Genomic DNA, 24,554 nt, shown 5'->3' with positions numbered 1-24,554 from the left:
CCGCATGCTCCCCGCCATCGTCCGCATCGCGCTGCGCTATCGTCTCGTCGTCGTGCTCGTGGTCGCGGGGCTCGCCGCGATCCAGATCGCGCGGCTGCCGGGGGCGCGGTATGACGTGTTTCCCGAATTCACCGCGCCGACCGTTCTGATCGAGTCGGCGACGCCGGGGTTCAGCGCGGTGCAGACCGAGCAGCTGGTGACCGACCGGCTGGAGCGGCGGCTGACCGGCCTGCCGGGCCTCGCGCGGATGCGCTCGACCTCGGAGGCCGGGCTGTCGGTGGTGCATCTGGTGTTTCACGGCGGCACCGACCCCTATGCCGACCGCCAGCGCGTCGCCGGGCGGCTCGCCGAGCTGGGCGCGATCCTGCCCGCCGGGGTCGTGCCGCGTCTCGCGCCGATGCAGTCCTCGACCGGGACGGCGCTGGAGATCGGGCTGTATCCGCGGGCCGGCATGTCGCTCGAACGGCTGACGGCGATCGCCGAGACCGAGCTGCGCCCGGCGCTGCTGGCGGTGCCGGGGGTGGCGAAGATCGTGATATTCGGCGCCCGGCCGCCGCAATTCGACATCGCGCTGCGGCCGGGGCGGCTGCTGGCGACCGGATTCACCGCCGCCGACGTGGCGCGGGCGGCGCATGCGGCGAGTGCGGTGATCGGCGCCGGGTTCATCGATACCGGCGCGCAGCGCCTGGTGCTGGCGCCGGAAGGCCAGGCGCGCGACGCGGCGGCGCTGGCGCAGAGCTGGCTCGGGACGCGGGGCGGCCTGCCGGTGAGCATCGGCGATGTCGCCCGGGTGCGGGTCGGCGCGCCGCCGGGCTTCGGGGCGGCGCTGATTCATGACCGGCCGGGGCTGCTGCTGCTGGTCTCATCGCTCTACGGCGCCAACACGCTGAAGGTCGCCGACCAGGCGGGGCGGGTGGTGGCCCGGCTCACGCCGGGGCTGCTGGCGCAGGGCGTCGGCGTCGATCCGCGCGCCTTCACCCCGGCGGCGTTCATCCGCATCGCGCTGCTCGATCTCGGCCATGTGCTGCTGATCGGCGCGGGGCTGATCCTGCTGGTGCTGCTCGCCGCCCTGCGCGACTGGCGGGCGGCGCTGATCTCGTTCATCGCCATTCCGGTTTCGCTGCTGGCGGCGGTGGGGGTGATCACGGCGCTCGGCGTCACGCTCAACACCATGGCGCTGGCGGGGCTGGCGATCGCGCTCGGCGAGCTGGTGGACGACGCGGTGGTGGATGTCGAGAACATCACCCGGCGGCTGCGGGAGAACCGGGCGCGGGCGGCGCCGGAGCCGATGCTGCCCGTCATCCTGCGCGCCTCGCTGGAGGTGCGCAGCGCGATCGTCTTCGCCAGCGCCGCGGTGATCGCCGCCTTCACCCCGGTGATCATGCTCGGCGGCGTGGCCGGGCGGCTCTTCGCGCCGCTCGGTATCGCCTATATTGCGGCGATCGCCGCCTCGCTCGCGGTGGCGCTGGTGGTGACGCCGGCGCTGGCGGCGCTGCTGCTCGGGCGCGGCGGCGGGCGGGCGCGGACCCCGCCGATCGTGCTGCTGCAACCGGCCTATCAGCGGCTGCTGGCCGGGCTGGAGCGCGCGGGCGGGATGGCGGCGGCGCTGGCGCTGGTGGCCGTGCTGGCGGCCGCGGCGAGCGTGCCGCTGCTCCAGGCGCGCTTCCTGCCGCGGTTTCGCGAGAACGACGTGATCGTTCACTATCTCGCCGCCCCCGGCATGTCGGTCGATGCGATGCTGGCGATCGGCCGGCAGGTGGTCGGCACGATCGACCGCCTGCCCGAGGTGGCCAACGCGGTGATGCATATCGGCCGCGCCTCGATGAGCAACGGCCATGCCGGGGTGAACAAGGCCGAGATCGACATCACGCTGAGCCGGCGCGGGAACCGGCACGCGGCGCGCTCGGCGCGGCGAATCCTCGATGCGGTGCGCGGCATCGAGGGCCTGTCGTGGTGGAGCCGGACATTCCTCTCCGAGCGAATTGATGAAAGCGTGTCCGGCGATACCGCGCCGGTGACGGTGGCGGTGTTCGGGCCGGATCTCGCGCGGATCGACGCGGCGGCGCGGCGCATCGCCGCCGTGGCGCGGCGCCTGCCCGGCGTGAGCGCCGCAGCACCGGTGGCGAGCGCCGCCGAGCCGACCCTCGCCATCACGCTCGACCGCGCGGCGATGCTGCGCTTCGGCGTCAGCGCGCGGGCGGCGCTCGACGCGCTGCGGCTGGCCTATGCGGGGCAGATTGTCGGGCATGTCTATCTCGGCACGCTGGTTCAGCCGGTGGTGGTGACGCTGCCGCGCGCGCTGCGCCGGGCGCCGGACGGGGTGGGCGACCTGCCGGTGGCGGCGGCGGGCGGCCGGGTGGTGACGCTAGGGATGATCGCGGCGATCCGGCAGACGCGCTCGCCGGCGCAGATCCTGCACGAGGAGGGACGGCGGGTGCAGGTCGTCGCGGTGCAGACCCGGCACGGCGGGGCGGCCGCGGCGATCGCGGCGCTGCGCCGGCGGCTCGGGCGGATGCGGCTGGGGGCGGGCGTTTACGTGGAGTATGGCGGCACGGCGGTGGCCGGCGGGGCGGCGCGGCGCGCGCTCATCGCCGATGCGGGGATCGCGCTCGCGGTCATTCTCGCGCTGATCGCGCTGGCGCTGCGCGACGCGCGGGCGGTGGCGCTGGTGGTGGGCATCCTGCCGGTCGCCTTCGCCGGCGGGGTGGCGACGGTGTGGATTTTTCTCGCCGGCCATCTCGGCCTCGGCGCGATGGTGGGGCTGGCGACGCTGTTCGGCCTGACGCTGCGCAACGGGCTGCTGTTGCTGATCCACATGCGCCGGCTGGCGACCGAGGAGGGGCTGGCGTGGTCGGCGGCGACGGCGCGGATGGCGGCGGCGGACCGGCTGCCGGCGATCGTGATCACCGCCATCGTCACCGCGCTGGGGCTGCTGCCGCTCGCCATCGCCTCCGGCTCGCCGGGCGATGCGATCGAGGGGCCGATGGCGATCGTGATCCTGGGCGGGCTGCTGACGGCGACGCTGCTGTCGTTGTTCGTGCTGCCGGTGCTCGCGCCGCGCCTCGCCCGGTTTCGCCCGCGCCGGGACGACGGGCTGGGCTGACGCCCCGATATGCGGCGGCTTCCCGCGGGCAAGAAAAATCCCGGCGCATGGGGATGCGCCGGGATGTCTGGCCCCTGGCGCATATGGATGCGCCGGGATTGCTGGCCTTGGCGTGATCAGGGAGTCGGGTTGGTGCTCGGCAGCGGGTTGAAGTCGGCCGGGATCGTGGTGGCGATGCCCTTGGCGACGTCGGTCGGCACGATGTGGTCGGCCCGGCAGCCATTGCCGCCATAGTGCGGCAGCGACATGATCACCTTGTTGGGGATCATCGCGTAGCTGGCCGGCAGCGGCGCCGCCCGGCCGGTGAGGCGGGCCGGATCGAAAGCGCCCATCAGGTCGCCGACATAGGGGGTCAGCGCGTCGGACGGGCCGATATTCGCCTCGCCGAACTCGCTCTCGCCATCGGCGCGGCCCTTCAGCTCATCCGGCAGCAAGGCGAGCGGCGTCAGGCCGAACACCTCGTCGACGAACTTCACCACCGAGGACTGGCTGCCGTCCTGGTGATCGACCTGATGCGTCTTCGCATAGGGCGAGATCAGGATCATCGGCACGCGCGGGCCGAACTTGAAGACCTCCTTGTCCGGGCCGTTGACGATGACCGGCGGCGGCACATGGTCGTAATCGCCCTCGGAATCGTCCCAGGTGATGATGATCGCGGCGTGCTTCCAGTATTTGCTGCTGGCGATCGCGTTCACCGCCTTGGCCACCATCGCCTCGCTGATCTGCGCATCCGAGTAGGCGGGGTGGTCGTCATCGCCGAGGAAGTTGGTCTGCGCCTTGGCGACCGGGTTGACCGGCTTCAGGCCGAAGATGTTCTGAAATCCGCCCTTGACGTAGAACACGCCGCCGGCGGCCGGCAGGGTGCCGCCCTTGAGCGCCGTGAACAGGTCGCCGAGCCCGTGCAGGTTGGCGCGCTCGTCGGGGTTGTTGGCGACATAGCCGAAATATTGCGGGCCGTTATGGTGGGTGATGTAGGAGGCGTGGGTGCCGTTGGCATCGACCGGGTTGGCCGGGTCGGTCGGCTCGTGGTCGTAGCCTTCCTCGTACCAGCCCCAGTTGACCTGCTTGTGGCCGGACTGGGTGAGGTAGGCGATGTCGTCGTTGATGTCGGCGAGGTCGCCGGCGGCGTCGCTGTCGTGCTGCGTGATCGCGGCGGCGTTGCGGCCCATCGTGTTGATCGCGATGGAGGCGTAGGTCTGGTTGAGCTGCACGCCGTAGGTGAAGGCGGAGCCGCCGAAATCGCCCGGATTGACCGGCACGTTGGCGTTCTTGCTGGGGTCGAGCGGCGAGCCCCAGAAGGGATCGTTGTCGTCCATCACCGGCTCGCCGGCGCCGGATTCGCTCACCTTGAGGCCGTACGGGTTGGTCGCGGTCGGCCCGGTCGTCGGGTCGAAGGTGTTGAACGCCTCGTTCGGGTGCAGTGCCCACTGGGTCAGGCCGGTCTGGGCGGCGAAGATCGACAGGTTGCCCGGCGTCGAGGGGCCGGTGATGTTCTGGAAGACATGGTCGAACAACACGAAGCGGCTGGCGTAGCGCCACAGGAAGGGCACCGTTTCGCAATCCTCGTAGGCCATCGCGAGTTCGCCGAACTGCTTCGCCTTGAGCGAGGGATTGCCGGACGGCGAGTATTTCAGCTCCTCGGTGACGGCGAACTTGTCCATCAGCGGCTTGCCGGCGACGACATCCATCTTGGCGGCGATGCGGGCGTGGGAATGGTCGATGTCGTCGGTATCCCAGGCATATTGCTTCGGCCCGATGCGGAAGGGCGAGATCGTCGTCGTGCTGCCATCGGTGTTGACCAGCTCCTGCACGAAGCCGGGGGTCTTGGCGGCCGGCTGCGAATAGAGCCCGTCCGCGCCGGGGAAGGTGCCGAAATAGGAGTCGAACGAGCGGTTCTCCTGATACAGCACGAAGACGTATTTGATCTTCTGGCGCACGAGCTGGACGAGCTGCGCGTGGGTGAGATGGAAGCGGTGGTGCCGGTGTTCGCCGTGTTCGCCCTGCTCCCAGCCGCCATTGTGCCAGGCCTCGCGGTCCATCAGCCCGGCGACGAAGGCATGGGCGTCGTCCGGACGGTTGAAGGCAAGGCGCCCATCCTGCTCGGCCAGCGCCGGTTGAATGGTCATGCTCAGCGCGCAGAGCGCTGAACAAGCCATTGCCAAAGCTCGTCTCATGATTGTCTCCAAAATTAATTATTAACCTAGGTTAAAAATATACAGATCAAATTTCCTTGTGCTGTGATGTTTCCGTTGCAAAACTGTGAAATTATTTGACACGAAACATCCGGCTGGCCATGGCCAGGGCGCGCGCGCGATAGGCGGCGTTGAGTGCCGGGGTGGCCGAATGATAGTCGCCGATGCCGCGCATCAGCGTGCCGGCGCGGTCGATATCGGCGCGCAGGATGAAGGCGGCGGCGGCGATGCTGAAACACGGATCGTCGATCAGGCGGCGCCGCGTCTCGCCCCGGCCGAGGCGGGCGCGGCGGGCGATGGCGTCGAGCCAGACGCTGTTGACCTGCATCAGCCCGTAATCGGCGGTGCCGTTGGAATCCGGCCGGACCAGCCCGGGATGCCCGCCCTCCAGCCGGGCGATGACCGGCAGCACCCGCGGCGGCAGGTGATAGACCGCGGCGGCGAGGAGCATGCAGCGCAGCAAGCCGGTCATCGTGACGTCTCCGTGAAATCGCGCGCGGGGGGAAAGCCGGCGCTGGCGCCGCGGCCGGCGGGTCGGATATCCAGTGAGGCATGTGTGAAACCAAAGCTCAGGCGCGGCGCGACGCGGGCTATACGCTGCTCGAATTGCTGGTCGTCATCGTCATTCTCGGCCTGCTGATCGCCCTGGTCGGGCCGGCGCTGCTCAGCCAGCTCGGGCGGGCCAAGGCGAGCATCGCCGAGCAGTCGATCGAGCGGATCGGCTCGGTGCTCGACCTGTTCAAGCTCGATGTCGGCAGCTACCCGACGACGGATGAAGGCTTGCAGGCGCTCATCAGCAAGCCCGCCGGGGTGAGCGGCTGGCACGGGCCGTATCTCAAGCAGACCACGCTGCCGCGCGACCCGTGGGGGCATGGGTTCGTCTATCAGGCGCCCTCGGCGCGGCCGGGGCTTGCCTATGATCTGTGCTCCAAAGGGCCGAAGGACGTGACCGCGGCGCCGGGAGCGCCGGGGATGATCTGCAACCGCTGAGGGTGGCGGGTTACTCGCAGCGCGCATCCGACCAGTCCAGCACGATATAGGGCGCATCGACATTGGCCGGTGTCAGGCGGATGGTCGCGCAGCGCGCCGCGCGGGCCACGCCCGGCCCGGTGGCGATGGCCTCGATCCGCATCACCGGCGGGCCGCCGACATGCCCGCCCGGCAGGTCTATCCGCCCGGCCAGCCCCACCGCCGCGCGCACCGCCGCATCCGCCGCCGCGAGGTTGGGCAAGGCGGGGGCGTAGAGCGAGAGATGCGGGCGCAGCCAGGCGAGCAGGCCGGGAATCATGCCCGGCAGGCTGGCGAGGTCGGCCAGGCTGCGGAACGGCGCCTGCGGCGGGCCATAGGCGCTGCCGGCGGCGCGGTAGCGGGCGCGGAGAGCGGCGAGGCGGGCTGGCGCAAGCGCCGGGTCGCGCGCCTCGGTCAGGGTTTCGGCAAGGCTTTGCGCGGGTGCTGCGGCCATGCCGCCGACGCGGAACAGCGCGGCCAGCAGGGGGGCGGGGGCGGTGTCGGGGTTGATCCGCCCGGCGACGAAGCTGGTGGTGAGCCGGACATGCGAGGCACCCATCCGCACCTCTGCCGGCGCCACGCCGCCGGCATCGAGCCGGGCGACGGCGAGCCACACGCCGCCCTCGGCCGCCGCCGCCGCCACCGCGGCGTCGCGCAGGTTGCCGGCGATCGCCATCTGCTGGCGGGCGGCGACCAGCAGCCGGGTGACGAGGAAGCCGAACAGCACCAGCACCGCCAGCACGATCAGCAGCGCGAAGCCCCGCTCGTCGCGCCGGCGGGGCCGCGCCATGCTCAGTGCAGCCCGAGATGCCGGCGCAGCGCCGCTTGCGGATCGGCCGATCCGTCCATCGGCAGGCCGTTCAGCTCGGCCGGCACATTGGCGGCGTTGGGCAGCGCCTGTTCGAGGTCGCTTGTCAGCGCCGCGGCGTCGGTCGCGTCGTGGACGACATGCGGGGTGATCAGCACCAGCAGCTCCTGGCGCGCGCGGTTGTTGTCCTGCGTGCCGAAGAGCGGGCCGAGCAACGGCACGTCCTTGAGGAAGGGCAGGCCGGAATTGCCGCGCTGGACATTGTCGGTGATCAGGCCGGCGAGGCCGATCGTCTGCCCGTCATGCACGACGACGCTGGAGGAGACGGCGCGCTCGGAGAAGGTGGGCGAGTTGAGCCCCTGGGTGGTGACCGAGGGGGCGACGTTGCTCACCTGCTGCGAGACCGTGAGCGCCACCAGACCGTCGCTGGAGATATGCGGGGTGATTTGCAGGATCACGCCGGTTTCCTGGTAGTTCACCGAGTTGATGACCGGCGCGCCGGTGGTCAGCGTGCTCTGCGAGGTCTGCGAGAGATAGGGCACGAGGTTGCCGACCAGCAGGTTCGCGGTGCGGCCGTTCTGCACGAGGAGCTGCGGCGAGGAGAGCACCTGCACCTGGGTCACCGATTGCAGCGCCGAGATCGCGAGCGGCGCGCCGTCGCTGCCATGGCCGGCGAGGACAAAGCCGGGGAAGCTCTGGTTCAGCGCGGCACTGGTGCCGGTGCTCAGCACCGCGTTGATGCCGCCGGACTTGAAGAAGAACTGGGTGCCGTATTTGAGCGCGCCGTTGAGATCGACCTCGGCGATCGTCGCGTCGATCTCGACTTCCAGCGGCTCGATGTCGAGCTTGCGGAGCATCGCCTCGACCGAGGCGTTTTCCGAGGCGTCCGCCCGCACCAGGATCGCGTTCTGCCGGGAATCGGCGAGGATGCGCAGGCCGCTGGAATCGCCGCCGCCGCCCGCGCCGCCGCCGAGCGGGCCGAGCAGCGGATTGCTCGCCGCCGCGTGGTCCGATGCGGGGGCTGCGGCCGGTGCCGCGGCGGGAGTGGCGAGGCCGGCGCCGAGCCCGGAGGCGGTGCCGGTGCCGGTGCCCGTGCCGCTGCCGGGGGGGGCGCCGAGCCCGCCGGTGGCGCCGCCGGCCGCGTTGCCCACCAGCCCGCCCGAGCCCATCAGCGTCTGCGCCGAGACGCCGGGGGCGGTGTTGCCGGTGGTGTCGGGCCCGGAGGGCTGGGCCGTCACGTCGTTGGGGGTGAAGGCTTCCTGCAACACCTGGGCGACGTCCTCGGCGCGGCTGTTGCGCAGGTAATAGACGTGCCAGGCGCGGCGCGTCGCCGCTTCCTGCCGCGCGAGGGTGCGGTAGACCCGGTCCGCCGCGCGCACGGCCGCGCCGGAGGGGGCGATCACCAGCACCGCGCCGATGCGCACCAGCGGCACCACCTTGACCACGCCGCCCGCCTTGCCGGCGTGCAGCGCCTGGGTGAGGGCGGCGGCGAAATCGCGGGCGTTGGGGCCGGTCGCGGGGTAGAGCGCGTAGGACTGGCCGGCGAGGGCATCGACGTCGAAGGCGCGGATCAGCGCGAGCAGGGTGGCGCGGACCTGCGGGTTGCCCTCGACGATGAGGGCGTTGCGGTCGGGCTCGGCGATCACTCTTCCGCCCTTGCCGACATAGGGTTGCAGCACGGCGGCGAGATGCGCCGCGCTGACATGGGTGAGGGCGACGACGCTCGACCCGTCGAGCCCCGGCGCGGTGGCGAGGGCGGCGGCCGCCTTGTCGGCCGGGACCACCTGGTAGAGCCCGTTGCTGCGGATGAGGGCGGCGTGGTTCTGCGCGAGCAGGGTTTGCAGCGTCGGGATCAGGGCGGAGGCGGGGATGTCGTGCGCGGTGCGCAGCGTCGCCTTGCCCTGCACCGCCGGGTCGATCGTGTAGGTGACGTGCAGCATGTTGCCGAGGATTTGCGCGACGACGGCGCGGATGTCGGTGTCGGCGAAGTCGAGCGAGACATCGCCGCTGCCGGCGGGCAGCGGGGCGCCGGGGACGCTGGCGGGCGGCGCGTGGCCGGGGCTCGCGGTGATCGCGCCGGTGACGGGCGGGGTGGCGATCACGGCGTCGGCGCGGGCTGGTGGCGCGGCGGTCGATGATGCGGCGGGTGCGGGGGCGAGCAGGCGGGTGGCGTTGGGCGGCTGCGGCCGCGGGGTGCACCCGGCGAGCAGGGCGGCGGCGGCGAGAACGCCGGCATGGACACGGGCGCGCATGGTTTCGCTCGATCTCCTGAGACTTATCGGGGGCCGGGATGGACAAGGATGCCGGCCTCGGCGGCCGGCTTCGGCGGGGTGGCGTGCGGTGCGGCGCCGGCCGCGTGGGCGAAGCGCGGCACGAGGCGGAGGCGCCGCGCGGGCCGTCGAGCAGCACCGCGCGGCGGCCGATCCGCACGATGCGATAGCCGCCGAGCTGCGCGCCCTCGCCGAGCAGGACCGGCTTGCCGGAGGGGCGGGCGAAGATCGCCAGCCGCACCGCATCGCCGCGCAGGATGCCGGACAGGCGGGGCATCAAGGCGGCGTCCGCGCTGGCGGCGGCGGCGACCGGCCGGCGGTCGGGGCGGAACAGCGGACGGGCGAGAATCCGTGCCGTGGCGGCGGCGGATGAAGCGGGCTGGGGGGACGCCGTCGGGGTCGGGCGCGCCGCCACGGGGGGAGTGGCGGTGCCGGCATCGGCGCGAGCGCCAGCAGGGCGACGGTGGCGGCCAGCGCCAGAACGAGAGCGCCGAGGCCGAGCCGCGCGCCGATCATCGCGCCGCCTTCGCGATGCGGAAGCCAGAGACGGTGAAGCTCGCATGCAGCGGCAGGGCGGCGCCGGCGGCGGGCACGCCGGTTGCGTGCAGGTCGAGCCGGTTGACCAGCATCCGCGGCGATGCCGCGCCGAGCGCGTCGAGAAAGCCGATCAGCGCGGGGTAGGAGGCCGTCATCGAGATTCGCAGGCGAACCCGCTCGACGCCGCCGAGGCTGACCGGCGGGAGCAGTTCGGCGCTGTCGAGCCCGATCCGGTGGGTCGCGGCGAGGGACTGCACCGCGCCCTGCAAACGGGCGCCGGCGATGGAAGCCGAGCCGCCGGGAAGATAGGCGTCGCGCCCGGCGCCGGGTCGGCCCTGTGTGGCCAGGCGCCGCAGCGATGGCAGGTTGGCGACCAGCATCCGCTCATGCGCGAGCAGCGTGCGGGAGGCGGTGACGCGGGCGCGCAGGTCGCGATACCAGGCGAGGCCGGGGCGGATGATGCCGAAGCCGACAAGGGCGAGCAGCGCCGCCGAGATCGCGAGCGCGAGCGCCTGCCCGGCGCGGCCCTCCGGCAGGTCGCGCGGGAGGCGGGTCATCGCGTCAGCCCGCTTCATCGTCGCGCAGCCGCACGCGGATCGAGAACACGTCGCCATTGCCGTTGAGCGAGCGGGTGACCGGGGCGGCGAAGGCCGGATCGGCGAAATGCGGATCGGCGGCGAGCCGGGCGATCAGCCCGGCGGCGTTGGGCGACTCGCCATCGAGCGTCGCCACCCGGTCGCGCAGGGAGAGATCGGTCAGGTAGCTGCGGTCCGGCAGGGCGCTTGTGAGGGCGGCGAGCATGCGCAGCATGTCACCCTCGCGCGCTGCCTCGGCACCGAGTGCCGCGCGGAAGCGGTCTTCGGCGGCAAGCCTCGCGCGCAGCGCCTCGGCCAGCCGGACCTGCGGGGCGATCGCGTCCCGCGCCGTGGCGAGCCGGTGCAGGGCGAGCGCCTGGCGCGCCGGCGGAATGGCGAGGCAGAGCCCGGCGAGGGCTGCCGCGAGCAGCGCCAGCGCCGGGGGGACGCGGCTTTGCCGCCGGGCGCCGGGCAGCGCGAAGACGGCCTCTCCCTCCGTGCCCGCGGCCTCGATCCGCACGGCGGCGAACCCGGCCTCGCCCAGTGCGGCGAGGAGGCCGGCGATCCAGGCACGGGGGAGCACGGCGAGGCGAACGTGGAGCAGGCCCTGCGCGGGGTCGCGCGCGACGATCTCGTGGGCGACGAGCACCTCCTCGGCGGTGAAGGGGGTCAGCCGGTCGATCTCGAAGGCGAGGGCTGCCGCAAGGTCGCGCCGCGCGGCGGCGGGAAGGGTGACGCGGCGGATCAGCGCGCCGGCGCCGCGCAGCCGCAGCACCACCGGCCGGATGACGGCGCTGCGCCGCATCTGTCCCAGCCGGCCGAGCGCGCTCCCGCCGCCGCGGCCTTCCTGCGTGACCTCGGCCGCCGCGGGGGGCGCGCCGGCGGCGGCGGTGACGGTCACCGCCGCATCCCGCCCGCCCGGCCGCCGCAGGGCGCCGGGCACCAGCGACCGCAGGGTCGCGATGTACCAATGAATGAAATCCATTAATATTCTGGTTACGCGACTAAAGAAAAATTGAAAATTAAGGTTTTGTGTCACTCGATCGCGGCGCAGCGGCGCAGCGGCGCGGGCGGGGGCGCGTGGCTATCCGCCGGCGGCGAAGGGGGCGCGCCAGGGGGCGGCGATCAGGTCGGGCCAGGGGCGCTGTCCGGCGGCGGGGACGATGCGCAGCCGGATCAGGCGCGGCAGCGCGCCGGCCGGGCCGGCCGCGTGCCAGGCGGGTGCCGCGTCCGGCCGGTCGGCCCACCAGTAGCGCAGCTCGATCGCCCGGATATGGCGGGCGAGGATTTCGACATGGGCCTCGCCGGCCGGCGCCGGCCGTGGGCCGAGCGGCGGGCCGGGCGGCGCCGGCCGCCAGGCGAGCACCAGATCGCCGCCGCCGGTGACGCCGATCTCGGCGAAGACGAGGCGGCTCGACAGCGCCGCGGCGCGTGGCAGGGTGGTGACGAGGGCGAGGTTGTGCGCGGCGCCGGCGGGCTGGCCGGGCCGGGCCTGCGCGATCAGCCGGCGCAGGGCGCGGAAGGTGGCGAGCCGGTCGGCCTCGGCGCCGATCGTCCCGGTGGTGCGGCGATAGGTGGCGATGCCGAAATGGCTGGCCTGGGCGAGCCCGGCGAGCAGCAGGCCGAGCACCACCAGCGCGACCAGCATTTCCAGCAAAGTGAAGCCGCTATCCCGCCTCATGGTGGTGCGACGCGGATGGTCACCAGCGTCACCGCCCGGCCGGCGCCGCCCCAGCGCTCGCTCACCGACAGGCGCAGCGCCCGCAGCGGCGCGCCCTTCGCGACCGGCAGCGGCGTGGCCTCCTCGCGGAAGCGGAAGCCGCCGCCATCGCGCCCGGTGCGGACGTAGTGGCCGCGCGGCGCGAAGGCGGCGAGGGCGGCGAGGCGGGACTGGGCGCGTTCCACCGCCGCCGCCTCGCGCCCGCCGATGGCGACGCCCGCCGCGCCATCGAAGGCGGCGCGGTACAGCACCGCGACCGCCAGCGCCGCGATGACGAAGGCGACCAGGGTTTCCAGCAGGATGAACCCGCTATCGCGGCGGGGCATCGGTGCTGATCCGCCCGGTCAGCCAGTCCACCGTCACAAGCGCTCGCGCGGCGCCGCGCGAGAGCAGGATCCGCCCGCCGGTCGCGCTGCCATCGGGGGAGAAGACGATCCGCCCCCAGCCGCGCGCGGCCGGGCCGTGAAACGCGATGGCGATTCCGCGCGGCAGGCTGCCCCGCTCGCCCGGGCCGACCCAGTTTCCATCCGCCGGCGCGATCGCGAAGGTGCTGCGCCGGCCGGTCGTGATCGCCACGGCGCGCGCGGTGCGCAGCGCCCCGACGAGGGTGGCGGCGGCGGTCGCGGGGTCGTGGCCGATGCGCCGCCAGGGCGCCGCGGTGGCGGCGAGCGTCAGCGCGAGGCCGAGAATGACGACGACGACGAGCAGTTCGAGCAGCGTGTAGCCGCGATCGTCCGCCGCGAGCTCAGTGGGCGCGGGCTCAGTGGGCGAGGGCATCGAGACCGAGCATGGCCAGCAGCAGCGAGGCGACGATGAAGCCGATCGCGCCGCCCATCACGATGGTGATGGCGGGGACCAGCAGCGAGACGAGTTTCTGCACGCCGAGCCGCGCGCGCTCCTCGTGGATTGCGGCGGCCCGCAGCGCCATGCGGCCGAGCTGGCCGGTTTCCTCGCCGAGGCGGAGGAGCTGCACCGTCCGCTCCGGCAGCAATCGCGCGGCGGCGAGCCCGGCGGCGAGCCCCTTGCCGCGCCGCGCCGCGTCCGCCGCGGCGGCGATGGCGAGGGCGGCGGCGCGATTGCCGATCACGTTCTGCACGATCGCCATGGCCGGCACGAGGGCGACGCCGTTGCCGAGCAGCGTGCCGAGCGTGCGGGTGAAGCGCGCCGCCAGCGCCTCGCGCAGCAGGAAGCCGACCAGCGGCAGGCGCAGGACCAGCCGGTCGAACCGCAGGCGCGGGGCGGGGCGGGCGAGCAGCAGGCGGGTGCCGGGGATGGCGAGGGCGAGCAGCGCCAGCGCATAGGGCCAGAGCGTGGCGCAGGTTTGCCCGATCGCGAGCAGCAGGCGGGTGGTGGCGGGCAGGGGGACGCCGTTTTCGGCGAAGATCGGCACGAATTCCGGCAGCACGTTGGTCAGCAGAAACACGATCGCGCCGGTCGCGGCGAAAGCGAGCAGGGCGGGATAGGTGAGGCCGGCGATCATCGCCGCGCGCAGCGAGCGGTTGCGCTCCAGCAGTTCGGCGAGGTCTTCGAGCGTCGCGGCGAGGGCGCCGGAGTCCTCGCCGGCGCGCACCAGCCCGACATAAAAGGGCGGGAAGCTGCGGGGCTCCTGGCCGAGCGCGCGCCAGAGCGCGGCGCCGTCGCGCACCTTGTCGCAGATCGCGAGGATGATGGCGCGGGCGCGCGGGGTGGCGGCGGCGGCGGCGGTGAAGCGCAGGGCGCGTTCGAGGTCGAGCCCGGCGCCGAGCATCGAGGCCAGTTCGCGGGTGAAATCGGCCAGCGCGTCGGCGCCGAGGCGGGGGGCGCCGCCGATGTCGCGGTTGAGCAGGGCGAGCAGGCCGGCGCCGTGGCGCGGGGCGGCGCCGAGCAGGATCAGGCCGCGGCGCTTGACCGCCTCGATCGCCTCGGCCTCGTTCGCCGCCTCGATGGCGAGGCGGGCGGGCGCGCCGGCGCGGTCGATCACCCGGAAGACGAAATCAGGCATCGCGCCGCTTCGTCATGCGAGCAGGCTTTCGGCGAGCGAGGTTTCGCCGGCCAGCACCGCATCGCGCGCGGCGCTGGCGAGGCTGCGCAGGCCGGCGGCGCGGGACAGCTCGTCCTCGCCGGCGCCGGCGGCGAGGCGGGCGGCGAGTTCGGCGGTGGGGGTGAGGAACTCGGCGACCGCCATGCGGCCGCGAAAGCCGGTGTCGCGGCATTCGGGGCAGCCGCGCGGGTGGTTGAGCGGCGTGCCCGCGGCGATTCCGAGCTGCGCCGCCTCGGCCGGGGTCGCCGGCGCCGCCTGCCGGCAGGCGGGGCAGAGCCGGCGGATCAGCCGCTGGGCGAGCACGCCGCGCAGCACCGAGGCGACGAGATAGGGTTCGAGCCCCATGTCGCGCAGGCGGGTCATGGTGGCGACCGCCGAGTTGGTGTGCAGCGTCGAGAGCACGAGATGGCCGGTGAGCGCGGCGCGGGCGGCGATTTCGGCGGTTTCGAGGTCGCGGATCTCGCCGACCATGATCACGTTCGGGTCCTGCCGGAGGATGGCGCGGAGGAGCTGGGCGAAATCCAGCCCGATCTGCGGCTTGACCTGGCTCTGGCTGATGCCGGCGAGGCGGTATTCGATCGGGTCCTCGATGGTGACGATCTTGCGGCGCGCGCGGTCGAGGCCGAGCAGGGCGGTGTAGAGCGTCGTCGTCTTGCCGCTGCCGGTCGGGCCTGTGACGAGGACGATGCCGTTGGGTGCTGCGAGGGCGGCGCGGAAGGCGGCGACGATCGCCGGGTCGAGGCCGAGGGCGCCGAATTCGAAGGTCATCGCGCTGCGGTCGAGCACGCGGATGGCGATGGTCTCGCCGTGCATCGTCGGGATCGAGGAGACGCGGAAATCGACCTCGTGGCCGCGCACCGGCAGGCGGATGCGGCCATCCTGCGGCAGGCGGCGCTCGCCGATATCGAGCCGCGCCATGATCTTCACGCGCGAGACGATGGCCGGGGCCATCGCCGCCGGGTGGACCTCCGCCTCGACCAGCGCGCCGTCATGGCGGTAGCGGATGCGCAGCCGGTCTTCCTCGGGCTCGATATGGATGTCCGACGCGCGGGTTTCGACCGCGCGGGCGATGATCTGGTTGACCAGGCGGATCACCGGCGCCTCGCTGGCGAGATCGCGCAGGCGCTCGGCATCCGCCTCGCTCGGCCCGGACTCCTCGGCCGCCTCCGCCGCGGCCCCGGCATCGCCGGTTTCGGGGTAGAGACGGTCGAGCGCGGCGTCGAGGTCGATCGGCACGGCGACGGCGCGGCGCACCGCGCAGCCGGTGGCCGCGGCCACCGCGCCGGCGGCGAAGCCATCGAACGGATCGACCATCGCGAGGTCGAGCAGCCCATCGGCCATCGCCAGCGGCAGCACCCGGGCATCGCGCAGGAAGCGCGGGCGGAGCCGCGCGGGCAGGACTGGTTCCGCCGGATAGGCTTCCGGCGCGAGCAGGGCGAGGCCGAGAGCGGCGGCGGCGGCCTCGGCCAGGCTGCGCTCGCCGATCAGCCCGAGGCGGACCAGCGCCGCGGCGAGGCCGAGCCCGGTTTCCGCCGCCAGCGCCCGCGCCCGCGCGATGCCGAGGGAATCGACCAGCCCGGCCTCCAGCAGGAGTGTGCCGATGGCTGAACTGTCCTCATCCGGGCGCAAGGCGGCGTGATCGAGCATCGGATATGTCTCGCGGAAACGATTTTTTTACCTTATGCCCCGAGGACGCTGCCGCCGGAGCCGAAACCATATGACAGTTCAGGGAAATATTCTGGTTGCGGGCACGATCCTGGCCGCGCCCTTCATCGGCTCGTTCATCGGCACGCTGGTGGAGGACCTGCCGCGCGGCCGGCTGTTCGCGCGGGGCCGCTCGCGCTGCGATGCCTGCGCCGCCACGCTCGGCCCGGGCGACCTCGTGCCGCTGGCCAGTTTCCTGCTGCGGCGGGGCCGCTGCGTGCATTGTGGCGCAGCGATCCCGCGCCGGCTGCTGCTGATCGAGCTGGCGGCGCTGCTGCTGGCGATCGGCATTGCCGCGCTGGACCCGGCGGGGCCGCGCGTGCCGCTCGATTTCGCCTTCGCGGCGACGCTGCTGGCGGTGGCGCTGATCGATCTCGACTGTCTGCGGCTGCCGGACGCGCTGACCCTGCCGCTGCTGCTGGCCGGGCTGCTCGCGACCGCGCTGCGCCAGCCGGCGGCGCTGGGGGCGCACGCGGCGGGCGCGGCGCTGGGCTATCTCGGCTTTACCGGGCTGCGCCTGCTTTGGCGGCTGCTGCGCGGGATCGACGCGTTGGGGCGGGGGATGCGAAACTGCTCGCCGCCGGCGGGGCCTGGCTGCCGCCGGCCGCCCTGCCCTGGGCGGTGGTGATCGCCGGGCTTGCGGGGCTTGCCGGGGTCGCGCTCTGGGCGGTGCTGCGCGCCGAGGCTGGCGGCGGGAGGCTGATGCGGCAAAGACTGCCGTTCGGCCCGGCGCTGGCGGTCGGCCTGCTGGCGATGAGACTTGCGACATGAACTGTCATCAAAACAACATTAATTAATAACACACAAAGATTTTATTACACGTAAAGTTGAATGTGTCGGACGGTAACCACGTTGTCCGCCGTTCGCGCTGACGTTCATTCTCAAAAATGGAGACGACCGATGCACGCCAGAAGGGCGGCCACGGCTTTGCGTACTCTTTTGCTTGCGGGTTCGGCGATCATCGCCGTCGCGGCGACCACGGGGGCGGGGCAAGCCGCCCCGGCAACCATCACCTCCAGCGGCCAGTATCTCACGCCGACGGCCACCCCTGGCGCGGTGTTCACCCGGCTCAATCCCGGCCTCGCCGACAACCCTTCCTATGTCGCCGGGCAGGCGATCAGCACCGCCGTCAGCCCGGATGGCAAGACGCTGCTGGTGCTGACGAGCGGCTACAACCTGGTGAACGACGCGAACGGCAAGGTCATTCCGGGCGATTCGGAAGAGTATGTGTTTGTCTATGACATCTCGAACGACACGCCGGTGCAGAAGCAGGTCATCAAGGTGCCGAACACCTGGGCCGGCATTTCGTTCAGCCCGGACGGGCAGCATTTCTATGTCTCGGGCGGCGTCGACGACGACGTTCACACCTATGCGCAGGGCGCCAGCGGCTGGGCCGAAATCGGCACGCCGTTCGCGCTCGGCCATGCGGCGGTCGCGGGCAATCCGCTGAGCAGCGGCGGCGTCGGCTTTCTCGTGAAGCCGCAGGCGGCTGGCCTTGCCACCACGGCGGATGGCTCGTCGCTGCTGGTCGCCAATTTCTATAACGACAGCCTGTCGATCGTGAAGCTGTCGGGCGGCGTTCCGAGCGGGAGCGCGACCGAGGTGCAGCTGCGCCCCGGCGTGATCAACGCCGCGCAGGATGGCGTTGCGGGCGGCGAATATCCGTTCTGGGTCGTCGCCAATGGCAACTCGACCGCCTATGTCTCCAGCGAGCGGGATCGCGAGATCGATGTCGTCTCGCTGACCGGCACGCCGCAGGTGACCGCGCGCATCAAGGTCGCGGGCAATCCGAACCGGATGGTGCTGAGCGCCGATGGCAAGTATCTCTATGTCGCGTGCGACAACGAGGCGGATGTCGAGGTGATTTCCACCGCGTCGAACACGGTGGTGGACACGATCCACACCACCGCGCCGGCCTCCTTTGTCGGCATGCCGAAATATTTCCACGGCACCGCGCCCAATTCGCTCGCGCTGTCGCAGGACGGCACGCGGCTCTATGTGACCAATGGCGGCACCAACTCGGTCGCGGTGATCGCGCTGAACACGGCGAAGCCGGAGGTGATCGGCCTGCTGCCGACCGGGTATTATCCGAACAGCGTCAGCGTCAGCCCGGATGGCAAGATGCTGTATGTGGTGAACGGCAAGAGCATGCCGGGGCCGAACCCGTGCAACGAGAAGCTGGCGGCCGACGTGCCGGCGAGCTGCACCGCGCTCCAGCACAACAACCAGTATATTCTCCAGCTCTCGAAGGCCGGCTTCCTGACGATGCCGGTGCCAGCGACCAACGAGCTGGACGCGCTGACGCATCTCGTTGCGCACAACAACCATTTCTCGTTCCACGAGAGCGCGCGCGACCGCTCGATGATGGCGTTCCTGCACCGCCACATCAAGCACATCATCTACATCATCCGCGAGAACCGCACCTATGACCAGATCCTCGGCGATCTCGGCGAGGGCAACGGCGATCCGGCGCTGGCCGAGTTCGGCAAGACCTATACGCCGAATGTTCACCGCCTCGCCTGGAACTTCGTCGATCTCGACAATTTCTACGATACCGCCGAGGTGAGCGGCAATGGCTGGCCCTGGAGCACCTCGGCCCGCGAGTCCGACTATGGCACCAAGGCGCTGCCGGTGAACTATGCCGGGCGCGGCCTGTCCTATGACTGGGAAGGCACCAACCGCAACGTCAATGTCGGCATCGGCTCGCTCGCCGGCCGCAAGGCCGCCAACCCGCTCTATCCCGCCGACTCGAACCTGCTGCCCGGCACCGGCAACGTCGCAGCACCGGACGGACCGCACGGCCAGGTGCAGCGGGGCTATCTGTGGGACGCGGCGCTGCGCGCGGGGCTGAGCATCCGCAATTACGGCTTCTTCATCGATCTCGGCCGCTACAACCTCTCGGGCGCGCTGGCGAAATACGGCATTCCCGAGATCACCGACGCCTACGCCCAGAAGATCAAGGTCTCGTATTCCACCAACCCCGATCTCGCGCCCTATACCGATCCGTATTTCCGCGGGTTCGACAACACGATCGCCGATTACTACCGCGAGCAGGAATGGAGCCGCGAGTTCACCAACTATGTGCGCCACCACGACCTGCCCTCGCTCGAACTGGTGCGGCTGATGCACGACCACACCGGCAATTTCACCACCGCGCAGAACGGCGTGAACACGCCGGGCCTGCAGATCGCCGACAACGACTATGCGGTGGGCAAGCTGATCCAGACCGTCGCGCATTCCCCCTATGCCTCATCGACCCTGATCTTCATCGTCGAGGACGACGCGCAGGACGGGCCGGATCATGTCGACGGGCATCGCAGCGAGGCCTTCGTGGTCGGGCCCTATGTGCGCCATCATGCCGTGGTTTCGGCGCGCTACAGCACGGTGAACATGATCCGCACGATGGAGGACATTCTCGGCATCGGGCCGATGACGCTGAACGACGCCTACGAACGGCCGATGACGGCGGTCTTCAGCCGCGACGACCGGAAGTGGACGTTCAACGCCGCCGTGCCGCAGCCGCTGACCGCGACGACGCTGCCGATCACGACGCAGCCGCAGCAGGACGAGCCGGAGTGGCAGCCGCTCCACAACGCCGCCTGGTGGGCGAAGAAGACCAGGGGGTATGACTGGCGCAAGGAAGACGCCATTCCCGCGGTCGCCTACGACCACATCCTCTGGGAGGGCATGATGCCCGGCAAGCCCTACCCGACCGAGCGCAACGGCCGCGATTACGCGCGGTAACGCCTGATGGATACCGGGCGGCGGCACCGCCGCCCCGGCCCCGCGACAAGGGAAACCGGCCGGAGCGGCGTGCTCCGGCCGGTTTTTTCATGGCAGTCGCGCGGGGCGTTGCGAGGCTGCGCGCCGGATCAGAATGTCATCCTGACGCCGCCATAGCCGGCGATTGGGCGGCCGGGATTGGCGGTGCGCGGATCGGTCACGCCGCCGGGGACGAAATTCCACGGCACGTCGGCGACCGGGCCGAACCCGCCATAGGTCTGATACGACAGGTTGGTCACGTTATCGACCATCGCGAAGACGGTGAGCCGCGGGGTGAGCTTGTAGGAGGCATAGACGTTGAACACCGCGTAGCCGCCGACGGGCTTGGTCAGGTTCGCCTCGTCGCCGAAGCGGTACTGGCTCGATTGCAGGATGGCGGTGGTGCCGAGCAGCAGCCGCTCGGTGAGCTTGTATGAAAGGTCGATCGTGCCGCGATTGGCGGGGATGCCGGGGATGCGGTCGCCGGGGACGACGTGGATCTGGCCGTTGGCATCGGCGGCGGGGTTGGAGGGGCTGTTGAGCGTCAGCGCGTTCTGGAACGTCGCGTCGATATGCGCGAAGCCGAGGCGCAGGCCGAGCCGGGGGCCGGCATAGGCGAGGTCCGCCTCGATCCCCTGGCGGCGGGTGGTGCCGCTGTTGGTGTAGAATTGCAGGTTCGGGTTGTAGAGGGTGGACTGGTAGATGATGTCGTCGTGCACATCGGTGCGGAACAGGTCGACATTCCAGCGCAGCGTGCCGCCGGCGAAGCGGGGGAGATGGCCGCGCGCGCCGAATTCGAAGGTGCGGGCGACGACCTGTTTCAGGTTCGGATCGCCGACGAAGAAGTTCAGCAGCGAGCACGGGTTGGCCGCGCTGGCGCAGGAGAGTTCGGTCGGCGTCGGGTTGCGGTTGGTTTCGTCGACGCTGCCATAAAGGTCGAGCGTCTTCAGCGCGTGCCAGGTCAGGCCGAGCTGCGGGTTGAACCGGTCATAGGCGTGATGGCCGGAAACCGGGCCGCCGAGCTTGTCCGCGAGGTCGATCTCGGCATTGTTGAACCGCCCGGCGAGGGTGAGGTCGAGCCGCGGGGCGAGGGTGAACACGTCGTTGAAGAACAGGCCGAAATAACGAGTCGTCGTCGCCACCTGCACCGGGTTGACGCCGTATGCCGGCTGGTCGACCGTTACACCCGGGCCGATGAAGAGATGCGTGACCGGCGTGATCCCGCCGATCTGGGTGAAGGCGTTGAACATGGTGTTGGAGCCGTCGAAGCTCGCGCCGATGGTCAGGTGGTTGGGGTGGCGCAGCAGCCGGCTGTCGTTGATGAGCTGGACCGAGGCGCCATAAGCCTGCTGGTCGATGCCCTCGTTGACGAGGCCGGAATAGATCCCGCCATTGAGGAAGTCGGGCACCGCGGCGCCGCCGCGCGTCGTCACCACCTCGCTGGTGCCGGCGTTGCAGAGGGTGCCGGGCTGGCCGGGGCAGGCGGCGAGTTCCTGGGTCACGCCGTTCGGCAGGCGCTGCGAGAGATCGGCGAAATAGGCCAGGGCGTCGAGCGCGGTATCGCCGTCGAGCGCGTAGCGCGCGGTGGCGCGGGTGGCGATGTATTTGTTGTAGACGGTGTTGGGGCCGGAGAAGATGCTGGCGATGTCGTAATTCAGCGCCTGCACCGGGGTGGCGCCGGGATTGCCGATCGCGTTGTCGGCGGCGATGACGCCGAGATGCAGCTCGGCGCGCGCGTTGCGCCAGCCGAGATCGGCATAGACCCGGGCGAGGCGGGAGGATTGGGTCTGGCGGAAACCCGCATCGTGGACGACGTCGGCGGCGAGATAGGCGGCGGTGCCGGCGCGGTGCGCGCCATATTGCAGGCTGCCGCCGGCGCGGCCGTAGGAGCCGCCATAGACCGAAACCTCGCCGCCAGGTGCAGTGAATCCGTTCTTGAGCGTGACATCGAGCGCGCCGCCGAGCGCGTTGAGCCCGAAGGCGGGATTGGCCGGCTGGAGGCTCGCGCTGCGGATCGCCTCCGGCGGGATCAGGTCCCAGTTCACGGTGTCGCCGAACGGGTCATTGAAGCGCATTCCGTCGAGATAGACGGCGACGCCCTCGGCCGTGCCGGTGACCGGCGAGGCGGTGAAGCCGTGGAAGTTGATGTCCGGCTGGAACGAATTGCCGTCGACATCGCTGATCGAGGCGCTGGGCACCGCGGCGAGAATGGCGTCGGTCAGGCTTGGAATCCCGGTGCGGTCGATCTCGGCCGCGCCGAGGACGTGGGTGGCCTGGGGCAGCCTGTCGCGCCCGATCGCCGAGCCGGGCAGCGGGGTTGTGGCGATGACGTCGACCTGCGGCACCTGGACGATGGCGGCGGCCGGCACGAGCGACGCGGCCGGCACGGCCTGGGCGCGGGCGGTCGGCGCGAGGGCGCCCATCGAGAGGAGACAGGCGGTCAGGCGGCGGAACATGCGGTGACACTCCTGGGTCTGCGGCAATCCCTTCGGTCCGGAAGCCTTGGCGCCGGTCGGTCAGGATGGCGATGGGACGATGACGCCGCGCATCGCCCTTGCTCCGGGCGGGTCGGCGCGCCGGTCAATTTTTAGTTATCGTTCGGCGACCCCGCCAGCGCCGCTCGCATCGCGCGCGACGGATATAATCAATTCTTCATTTTAGTTGTCGATGTGATAATTTTTAACAAAATGAACGAACGATCCGTCGATTACGCACCGAAACGGCCTTCCCGCCGCTTCCGTCACCGACGGGGCAGTTTCGAAAAGCAACACTCCGGCCAGGGTGGCCAGGGTTGCGGCGTGGACGCAGACCGGCTTTTCGATCTAGCCTCCTCGCCAGCGGTGCGCGTTCGGGACGCCGCAAGTCAAGCCCGGCCGCAAGACGGGCGACAAAGGAGGAAAACAGTGCAGTACAGCCGCGAGTTTCTGCTCGACAGCTACCGGACGATGGCGACCATCCGGCGCTTCGAGGATCGGGTTCATGATGAGTTCGCGACGGGAAAAATCCCCGGCTTCGTGCATCTCTATGCCGGCGAGGAAGCCTCCGCCGTCGGCGTCTGCTCGCATCTCGACGAGCGCGACGTGATCGCCTCGACCCATCGCGGGCATGGCCACTGCATCGCCAAGGGGTGCGACGTCACCGGCATGATGAAGGAGATTTACGGCCGCCGGGGCGGGCTGTGCGCGGGCAAGGGCGGGTCGATGCACATCGCCGATCTCTCGAAGGGCATGCTGGGCGCCAACGGCATCGTCGGCGGCGGGCCGCCGCTGGTCTGCGGCGCGGCGCTGACCGCGAAGACGCTCAAGACCGGGGGCGTCGCGGTCGCTTTCGTCGGCGATGGCGGCTCCAACCAGGGCACCACGCTCGAATCCTACAACCTCGCCAAGGTGTGGAACCTGCCGGTGCTGTTCGTGGTGGAAGACAACGGCTACGCGGAATCGACGGCCAGCGGCTGGTCGGTCGGCGGCACCCAGGCGGGCCGCGCCGCCGGGTTCGGGATTCCCTGTGTCGAGGTGGACGGGTTCGATTTCTTCGCCGTCTACGAGGCGGCGCGCGACCTCATCGCCCGCGCGCGCAATGGCGGCGGGCCCGGCATGCTGCATGCGACGCTGACCCGCTTCTATGGCCATTTCGAGGGCGATGCGATGACCTATCGCGCCGCCGACGAGATTGCCCGGCTGCGCGCCGAGAAGGACAGTCTCAAGATTTTCCGCGCCAAGGTCGGGCCTGGCGGCACCGCCTCGCCGGGGGATTTCGACGCCGTCGACGCCGAGGTGACGGCCGCGATCGACGCCGCGGTGCTCGCCGCCGAGACCGACGCGCCGCCGACCGAGGCGGACCTGCTCACCGACGTCTATGTCAGCTACTGACCAAATCGACCGGGGAAACACACCATGGCCAAGAAAACCTATCGCCAGGCGATCAACGAGGCGATTGCCAGCGAGATGCGGCGCGACCCGCGCGTGATCGTGATGGGTGAGGACAATGCCGGCGGCGCCGGCGCGCCGGGCGAGCAGGATGCCTGGGGCGGCGTGCTCGGCGTCACCAAGGGGCTGATCGGCGAGTTCGGCGCCGAGCGCGTGCTCGACACGCCGATTACCGAGAGCGCCTTCATCGGTGCGGCCGCCGGGGCGGCCGCGACCGGGCTGCGGCCGGTGGCCGAGCTGATGTTCATCGATTTCATGGGCGTCTGCTTCGACCAGATCTTCAACCAGGCCGCCAAGTTCCGCTACATGTTCGGCGGCCGCGCCGTCACCCCGCTGGTGATCCGCACCATGTATGGCGCGGGGTTCCGCGCCGCCTCGCAGCACAGCCAGTCACTCTACCCGATCTTTACCCATATTCCGGGGCTCAAGGTGGTGCTGCCCTCTTCGCCCTATGACGCGAAGGGGCTGCTGATCCAGGCGATCCGCGACGACGACCCGGTGATCTTCTGCGAGCACAAGGTGCTCTACGACGAGACCGGCGAGGTGCCGGACGAGGCCTATACGATCCCGTTCGGCGAGGCGAACCTGACCCGCGAGGGCAAGGACCTGACCATCGTCGCCTTCGGGCGGATGGTGAATTTCGCCAACCAGGCGGCCGACCAGCTCCGCCGCGACGGGATTTCCGCCACCGTGATCGACCCGCGCACCACCTCGCCGCTCGATTCCGAGACCATTCTCGACTGCGTCGCCGAGACCGGCCGGCTGGTGGTGGTGGACGAGGCCAGCCCCCGCTGCTCGATGGCGGCGGATATCTCCCGCCTCGTCGCCGAGGAGGCGTTCTCCCACCTCAAGGCGCCGATCCGCACGATCACGCCGCCGCACACGCCGGTGCCCTTCTCGCCGCAGCTCGAGGATCTCTACGTGCCCGG

Annotated in this window: 20 protein-coding genes; 8 read left to right on the top strand and 12 right to left on the bottom strand. The window is 71.0% G+C overall.

Annotated elements, in window-relative coordinates:
* Positions 1-4: 4 nt before the first annotated feature.
* On the top strand, positions 5-3,103 hold the full coding sequence (locus tag ACIDOCELLA78_RS90305; protein ID WP_201728914.1) for an efflux RND transporter permease subunit: 3,099 nt from the start codon (positions 5-7) through the stop codon (positions 3,101-3,103).
* Positions 3,104-3,219: 116 nt separating this feature from the next.
* Here the strand turns inward: ACIDOCELLA78_RS90305 and ACIDOCELLA78_RS90300 are convergent, their stop codons facing one another.
* Positions 3,220-5,229 (bottom strand): phospholipase C, encoded by a 2,010-nt coding sequence (locus ACIDOCELLA78_RS90300; RefSeq protein WP_249675991.1) that lies wholly within the window; start codon positions 5,227-5,229, stop codon positions 3,220-3,222.
* A gap of 139 nt (positions 5,230-5,368) precedes the next feature.
* Positions 5,369-5,767 carry a lytic transglycosylase domain-containing protein gene (locus ACIDOCELLA78_RS90295; protein ID WP_201728912.1) on the bottom strand — a complete coding sequence of 133 codons (399 nt, stop codon included), beginning with the start codon at positions 5,765-5,767 and terminating at the stop codon, positions 5,369-5,371.
* A gap of 80 nt (positions 5,768-5,847) precedes the next feature.
* Here ACIDOCELLA78_RS90295 and gspG point away from each other — a divergent pair, with 80 nt between their 5' ends.
* A complete protein-coding gene (gene gspG, locus ACIDOCELLA78_RS90290) occupies positions 5,848-6,285 on the top strand; it encodes a type II secretion system major pseudopilin GspG (RefSeq protein ID WP_201728911.1) in 438 nt (145 codons plus the stop codon).
* Positions 6,286-6,295: 10 nt separating this feature from the next.
* Here gspG and ACIDOCELLA78_RS90285 read toward each other — a convergent pair whose 3' ends face one another.
* Complete coding sequence (locus ACIDOCELLA78_RS90285) at positions 6,296-7,093, bottom strand: type II secretion system protein GspK (RefSeq protein ID WP_201728910.1); 798 nt, start codon at positions 7,091-7,093, stop codon at positions 6,296-6,298.
* 2 nt (positions 7,094-7,095) lie between these two features.
* Positions 7,096-9,363, bottom strand: a complete 2,268-nt coding sequence (gene gspD / locus ACIDOCELLA78_RS90280; protein ID WP_201728909.1) for a type II secretion system secretin GspD — start codon at positions 9,361-9,363, stop codon at positions 7,096-7,098.
* Positions 9,364-9,451: 88 nt separating this feature from the next.
* Between gspD and ACIDOCELLA78_RS90275 the strand changes: the two genes are divergently transcribed.
* Entirely contained in the window at positions 9,452-9,754 is a 303-nt protein-coding gene (locus ACIDOCELLA78_RS90275; RefSeq protein WP_201728908.1) for a hypothetical protein, read from the top strand.
* Between the two features lie 139 nt (positions 9,755-9,893).
* Here ACIDOCELLA78_RS90275 and gspM read toward each other — a convergent pair whose 3' ends face one another.
* The 7 genes from gspM to ACIDOCELLA78_RS90240 form a co-directional block, all read right to left on the bottom strand.
* Complete coding sequence (gspM, locus tag ACIDOCELLA78_RS90270; RefSeq protein WP_201728907.1) at positions 9,894-10,493, bottom strand: type II secretion system protein GspM; 600 nt, start codon at positions 10,491-10,493, stop codon at positions 9,894-9,896.
* Positions 10,480-11,478, bottom strand: coding sequence for a PilN domain-containing protein (locus ACIDOCELLA78_RS90265; RefSeq protein ID WP_201728906.1), 999 nt, complete (start codon positions 11,476-11,478; stop codon positions 10,480-10,482). The genes gspM and ACIDOCELLA78_RS90265 overlap by 14 nt, the downstream gene beginning before the upstream one ends.
* A gap of 99 nt (positions 11,479-11,577) precedes the next feature.
* Positions 11,578-12,174 carry a prepilin-type N-terminal cleavage/methylation domain-containing protein gene (locus ACIDOCELLA78_RS90260; RefSeq protein ID WP_201728905.1) on the bottom strand — a complete coding sequence of 199 codons (597 nt, stop codon included), beginning with the start codon at positions 12,172-12,174 and terminating at the stop codon, positions 11,578-11,580.
* On the bottom strand, positions 12,171-12,539 hold the full coding sequence (locus ACIDOCELLA78_RS90255) for a type II secretion system protein (protein ID WP_201728904.1): 369 nt from the start codon (positions 12,537-12,539) through the stop codon (positions 12,171-12,173). The genes ACIDOCELLA78_RS90260 and ACIDOCELLA78_RS90255 overlap by 4 nt, the downstream gene beginning before the upstream one ends.
* A complete protein-coding gene (locus tag ACIDOCELLA78_RS90250) occupies positions 12,523-12,990 on the bottom strand; it encodes a GspH/FimT family protein (RefSeq protein ID WP_201728903.1) in 468 nt (155 codons plus the stop codon). The genes ACIDOCELLA78_RS90255 and ACIDOCELLA78_RS90250 overlap by 17 nt, the downstream gene beginning before the upstream one ends.
* Positions 12,974-14,194, bottom strand: coding sequence for a type II secretion system F family protein (locus tag ACIDOCELLA78_RS90245; protein WP_201728902.1), 1,221 nt, complete (start codon positions 14,192-14,194; stop codon positions 12,974-12,976). The genes ACIDOCELLA78_RS90250 and ACIDOCELLA78_RS90245 overlap by 17 nt, the downstream gene beginning before the upstream one ends.
* A gap of 12 nt (positions 14,195-14,206) precedes the next feature.
* Positions 14,207-15,880: a GspE/PulE family protein gene (locus ACIDOCELLA78_RS90240; RefSeq protein WP_201728901.1), complete on the bottom strand. Its 1,674-nt coding sequence runs from the start codon at positions 15,878-15,880 to the stop codon at positions 14,207-14,209.
* Positions 15,881-15,950: 70 nt separating this feature from the next.
* Between ACIDOCELLA78_RS90240 and ACIDOCELLA78_RS90235 the strand changes: the two genes are divergently transcribed.
* From ACIDOCELLA78_RS90235 to ACIDOCELLA78_RS90225, 3 genes are all read left to right on the top strand, one after another.
* The gene (locus ACIDOCELLA78_RS90235) at positions 15,951-16,565 is read left to right on the top strand and encodes a prepilin peptidase (protein WP_249675988.1); all 615 of its coding nucleotides are present in this window, start codon (positions 15,951-15,953) and stop codon (positions 16,563-16,565) included.
* Positions 16,559-16,708, top strand: coding sequence for a hypothetical protein (locus tag ACIDOCELLA78_RS90230; protein WP_249675986.1), 150 nt, complete (start codon positions 16,559-16,561; stop codon positions 16,706-16,708). The genes ACIDOCELLA78_RS90235 and ACIDOCELLA78_RS90230 overlap by 7 nt, the downstream gene beginning before the upstream one ends.
* Positions 16,709-16,837: 129 nt before the next feature.
* A complete protein-coding gene (locus tag ACIDOCELLA78_RS90225) occupies positions 16,838-19,681 on the top strand; it encodes a beta-propeller fold lactonase family protein (protein ID WP_249675984.1) in 2,844 nt (947 codons plus the stop codon).
* 128 nt (positions 19,682-19,809) lie between these two features.
* Here the strand turns inward: ACIDOCELLA78_RS90225 and ACIDOCELLA78_RS90220 are convergent, their stop codons facing one another.
* Positions 19,810-22,155 (bottom strand): TonB-dependent receptor, encoded by a 2,346-nt coding sequence (locus ACIDOCELLA78_RS90220; protein WP_201728900.1) that lies wholly within the window; start codon positions 22,153-22,155, stop codon positions 19,810-19,812.
* Between the two features lie 447 nt (positions 22,156-22,602).
* Here ACIDOCELLA78_RS90220 and ACIDOCELLA78_RS90215 point away from each other — a divergent pair, with 447 nt between their 5' ends.
* Both ACIDOCELLA78_RS90215 and ACIDOCELLA78_RS90210 read left to right on the top strand, forming a co-directional pair.
* Positions 22,603-23,568 carry a thiamine pyrophosphate-dependent dehydrogenase E1 component subunit alpha gene (locus ACIDOCELLA78_RS90215; RefSeq protein WP_283770839.1) on the top strand — a complete coding sequence of 322 codons (966 nt, stop codon included), beginning with the start codon at positions 22,603-22,605 and terminating at the stop codon, positions 23,566-23,568.
* A 24-nt stretch (positions 23,569-23,592) separates the two neighbouring features.
* The coding region (locus ACIDOCELLA78_RS90210) for an alpha-ketoacid dehydrogenase subunit beta (protein ID WP_201728899.1) at positions 23,593-24,554 on the top strand (962 nt) is incomplete at its 3' end.

The sequence above is a fragment of the Acidocella sp. C78 genome (assembly GCF_907164655.1).
Note: the sequence above shows the minus strand (reverse complement) of the source record. Positions and strands in the feature narration are given on the sequence as shown.

Bases quoted from the DNA above. Each gene is read 5' to 3' on its own strand.
- ACIDOCELLA78_RS90240 (WP_201728901.1), bottom strand. From the start codon at position 15,880: ATGCTCGATCACGCCGCCTTGCGCCCGGATGAGGACAGTTCAGCCATC.
- ACIDOCELLA78_RS90305 (WP_201728914.1), top strand. From the start codon at position 5: ATGCTCCCCGCCATCGTCCGCATCGCGCTGCGCTATCGTCTCGTCGTC.
- ACIDOCELLA78_RS90285 (WP_201728910.1), bottom strand. From the start codon at position 7,093: ATGGCGCGGCCCCGCCGGCGCGACGAGCGGGGCTTCGCGCTGCTGATC.
- ACIDOCELLA78_RS90225 (WP_249675984.1), top strand. From the start codon at position 16,838: ATGCACGCCAGAAGGGCGGCCACGGCTTTGCGTACTCTTTTGCTTGCG.
- ACIDOCELLA78_RS90300 (WP_249675991.1), bottom strand. From the start codon at position 5,229: ATGACCATTCAACCGGCGCTGGCCGAGCAGGATGGGCGCCTTGCCTTC.
- ACIDOCELLA78_RS90235 (WP_249675988.1), top strand. From the start codon at position 15,951: ATGACAGTTCAGGGAAATATTCTGGTTGCGGGCACGATCCTGGCCGCG.
- gspG (WP_201728911.1), top strand. From the start codon at position 5,848: ATGTGTGAAACCAAAGCTCAGGCGCGGCGCGACGCGGGCTATACGCTG.
- gspM (WP_201728907.1), bottom strand. From the start codon at position 10,493: ATGAAGCGGGCTGACGCGATGACCCGCCTCCCGCGCGACCTGCCGGAG.
- gspD (WP_201728909.1), bottom strand. From the start codon at position 9,363: ATGCGCGCCCGTGTCCATGCCGGCGTTCTCGCCGCCGCCGCCCTGCTC.
- ACIDOCELLA78_RS90255 (WP_201728904.1), bottom strand. From the start codon at position 12,539: ATGCCCCGCCGCGATAGCGGGTTCATCCTGCTGGAAACCCTGGTCGCC.
- ACIDOCELLA78_RS90245 (WP_201728902.1), bottom strand. From the start codon at position 14,194: ATGCCTGATTTCGTCTTCCGGGTGATCGACCGCGCCGGCGCGCCCGCC.
- ACIDOCELLA78_RS90260 (WP_201728905.1), bottom strand. From the start codon at position 12,174: ATGAGGCGGGATAGCGGCTTCACTTTGCTGGAAATGCTGGTCGCGCTG.
- ACIDOCELLA78_RS90295 (WP_201728912.1), bottom strand. From the start codon at position 5,767: ATGACCGGCTTGCTGCGCTGCATGCTCCTCGCCGCCGCGGTCTATCAC.
- ACIDOCELLA78_RS90220 (WP_201728900.1), bottom strand. From the start codon at position 22,155: ATGTTCCGCCGCCTGACCGCCTGTCTCCTCTCGATGGGCGCCCTCGCG.
- ACIDOCELLA78_RS90265 (WP_201728906.1), bottom strand. From the start codon at position 11,478: ATGGATTTCATTCATTGGTACATCGCGACCCTGCGGTCGCTGGTGCCC.
- ACIDOCELLA78_RS90250 (WP_201728903.1), bottom strand. From the start codon at position 12,990: ATGCCCTCGCCCACTGAGCCCGCGCCCACTGAGCTCGCGGCGGACGAT.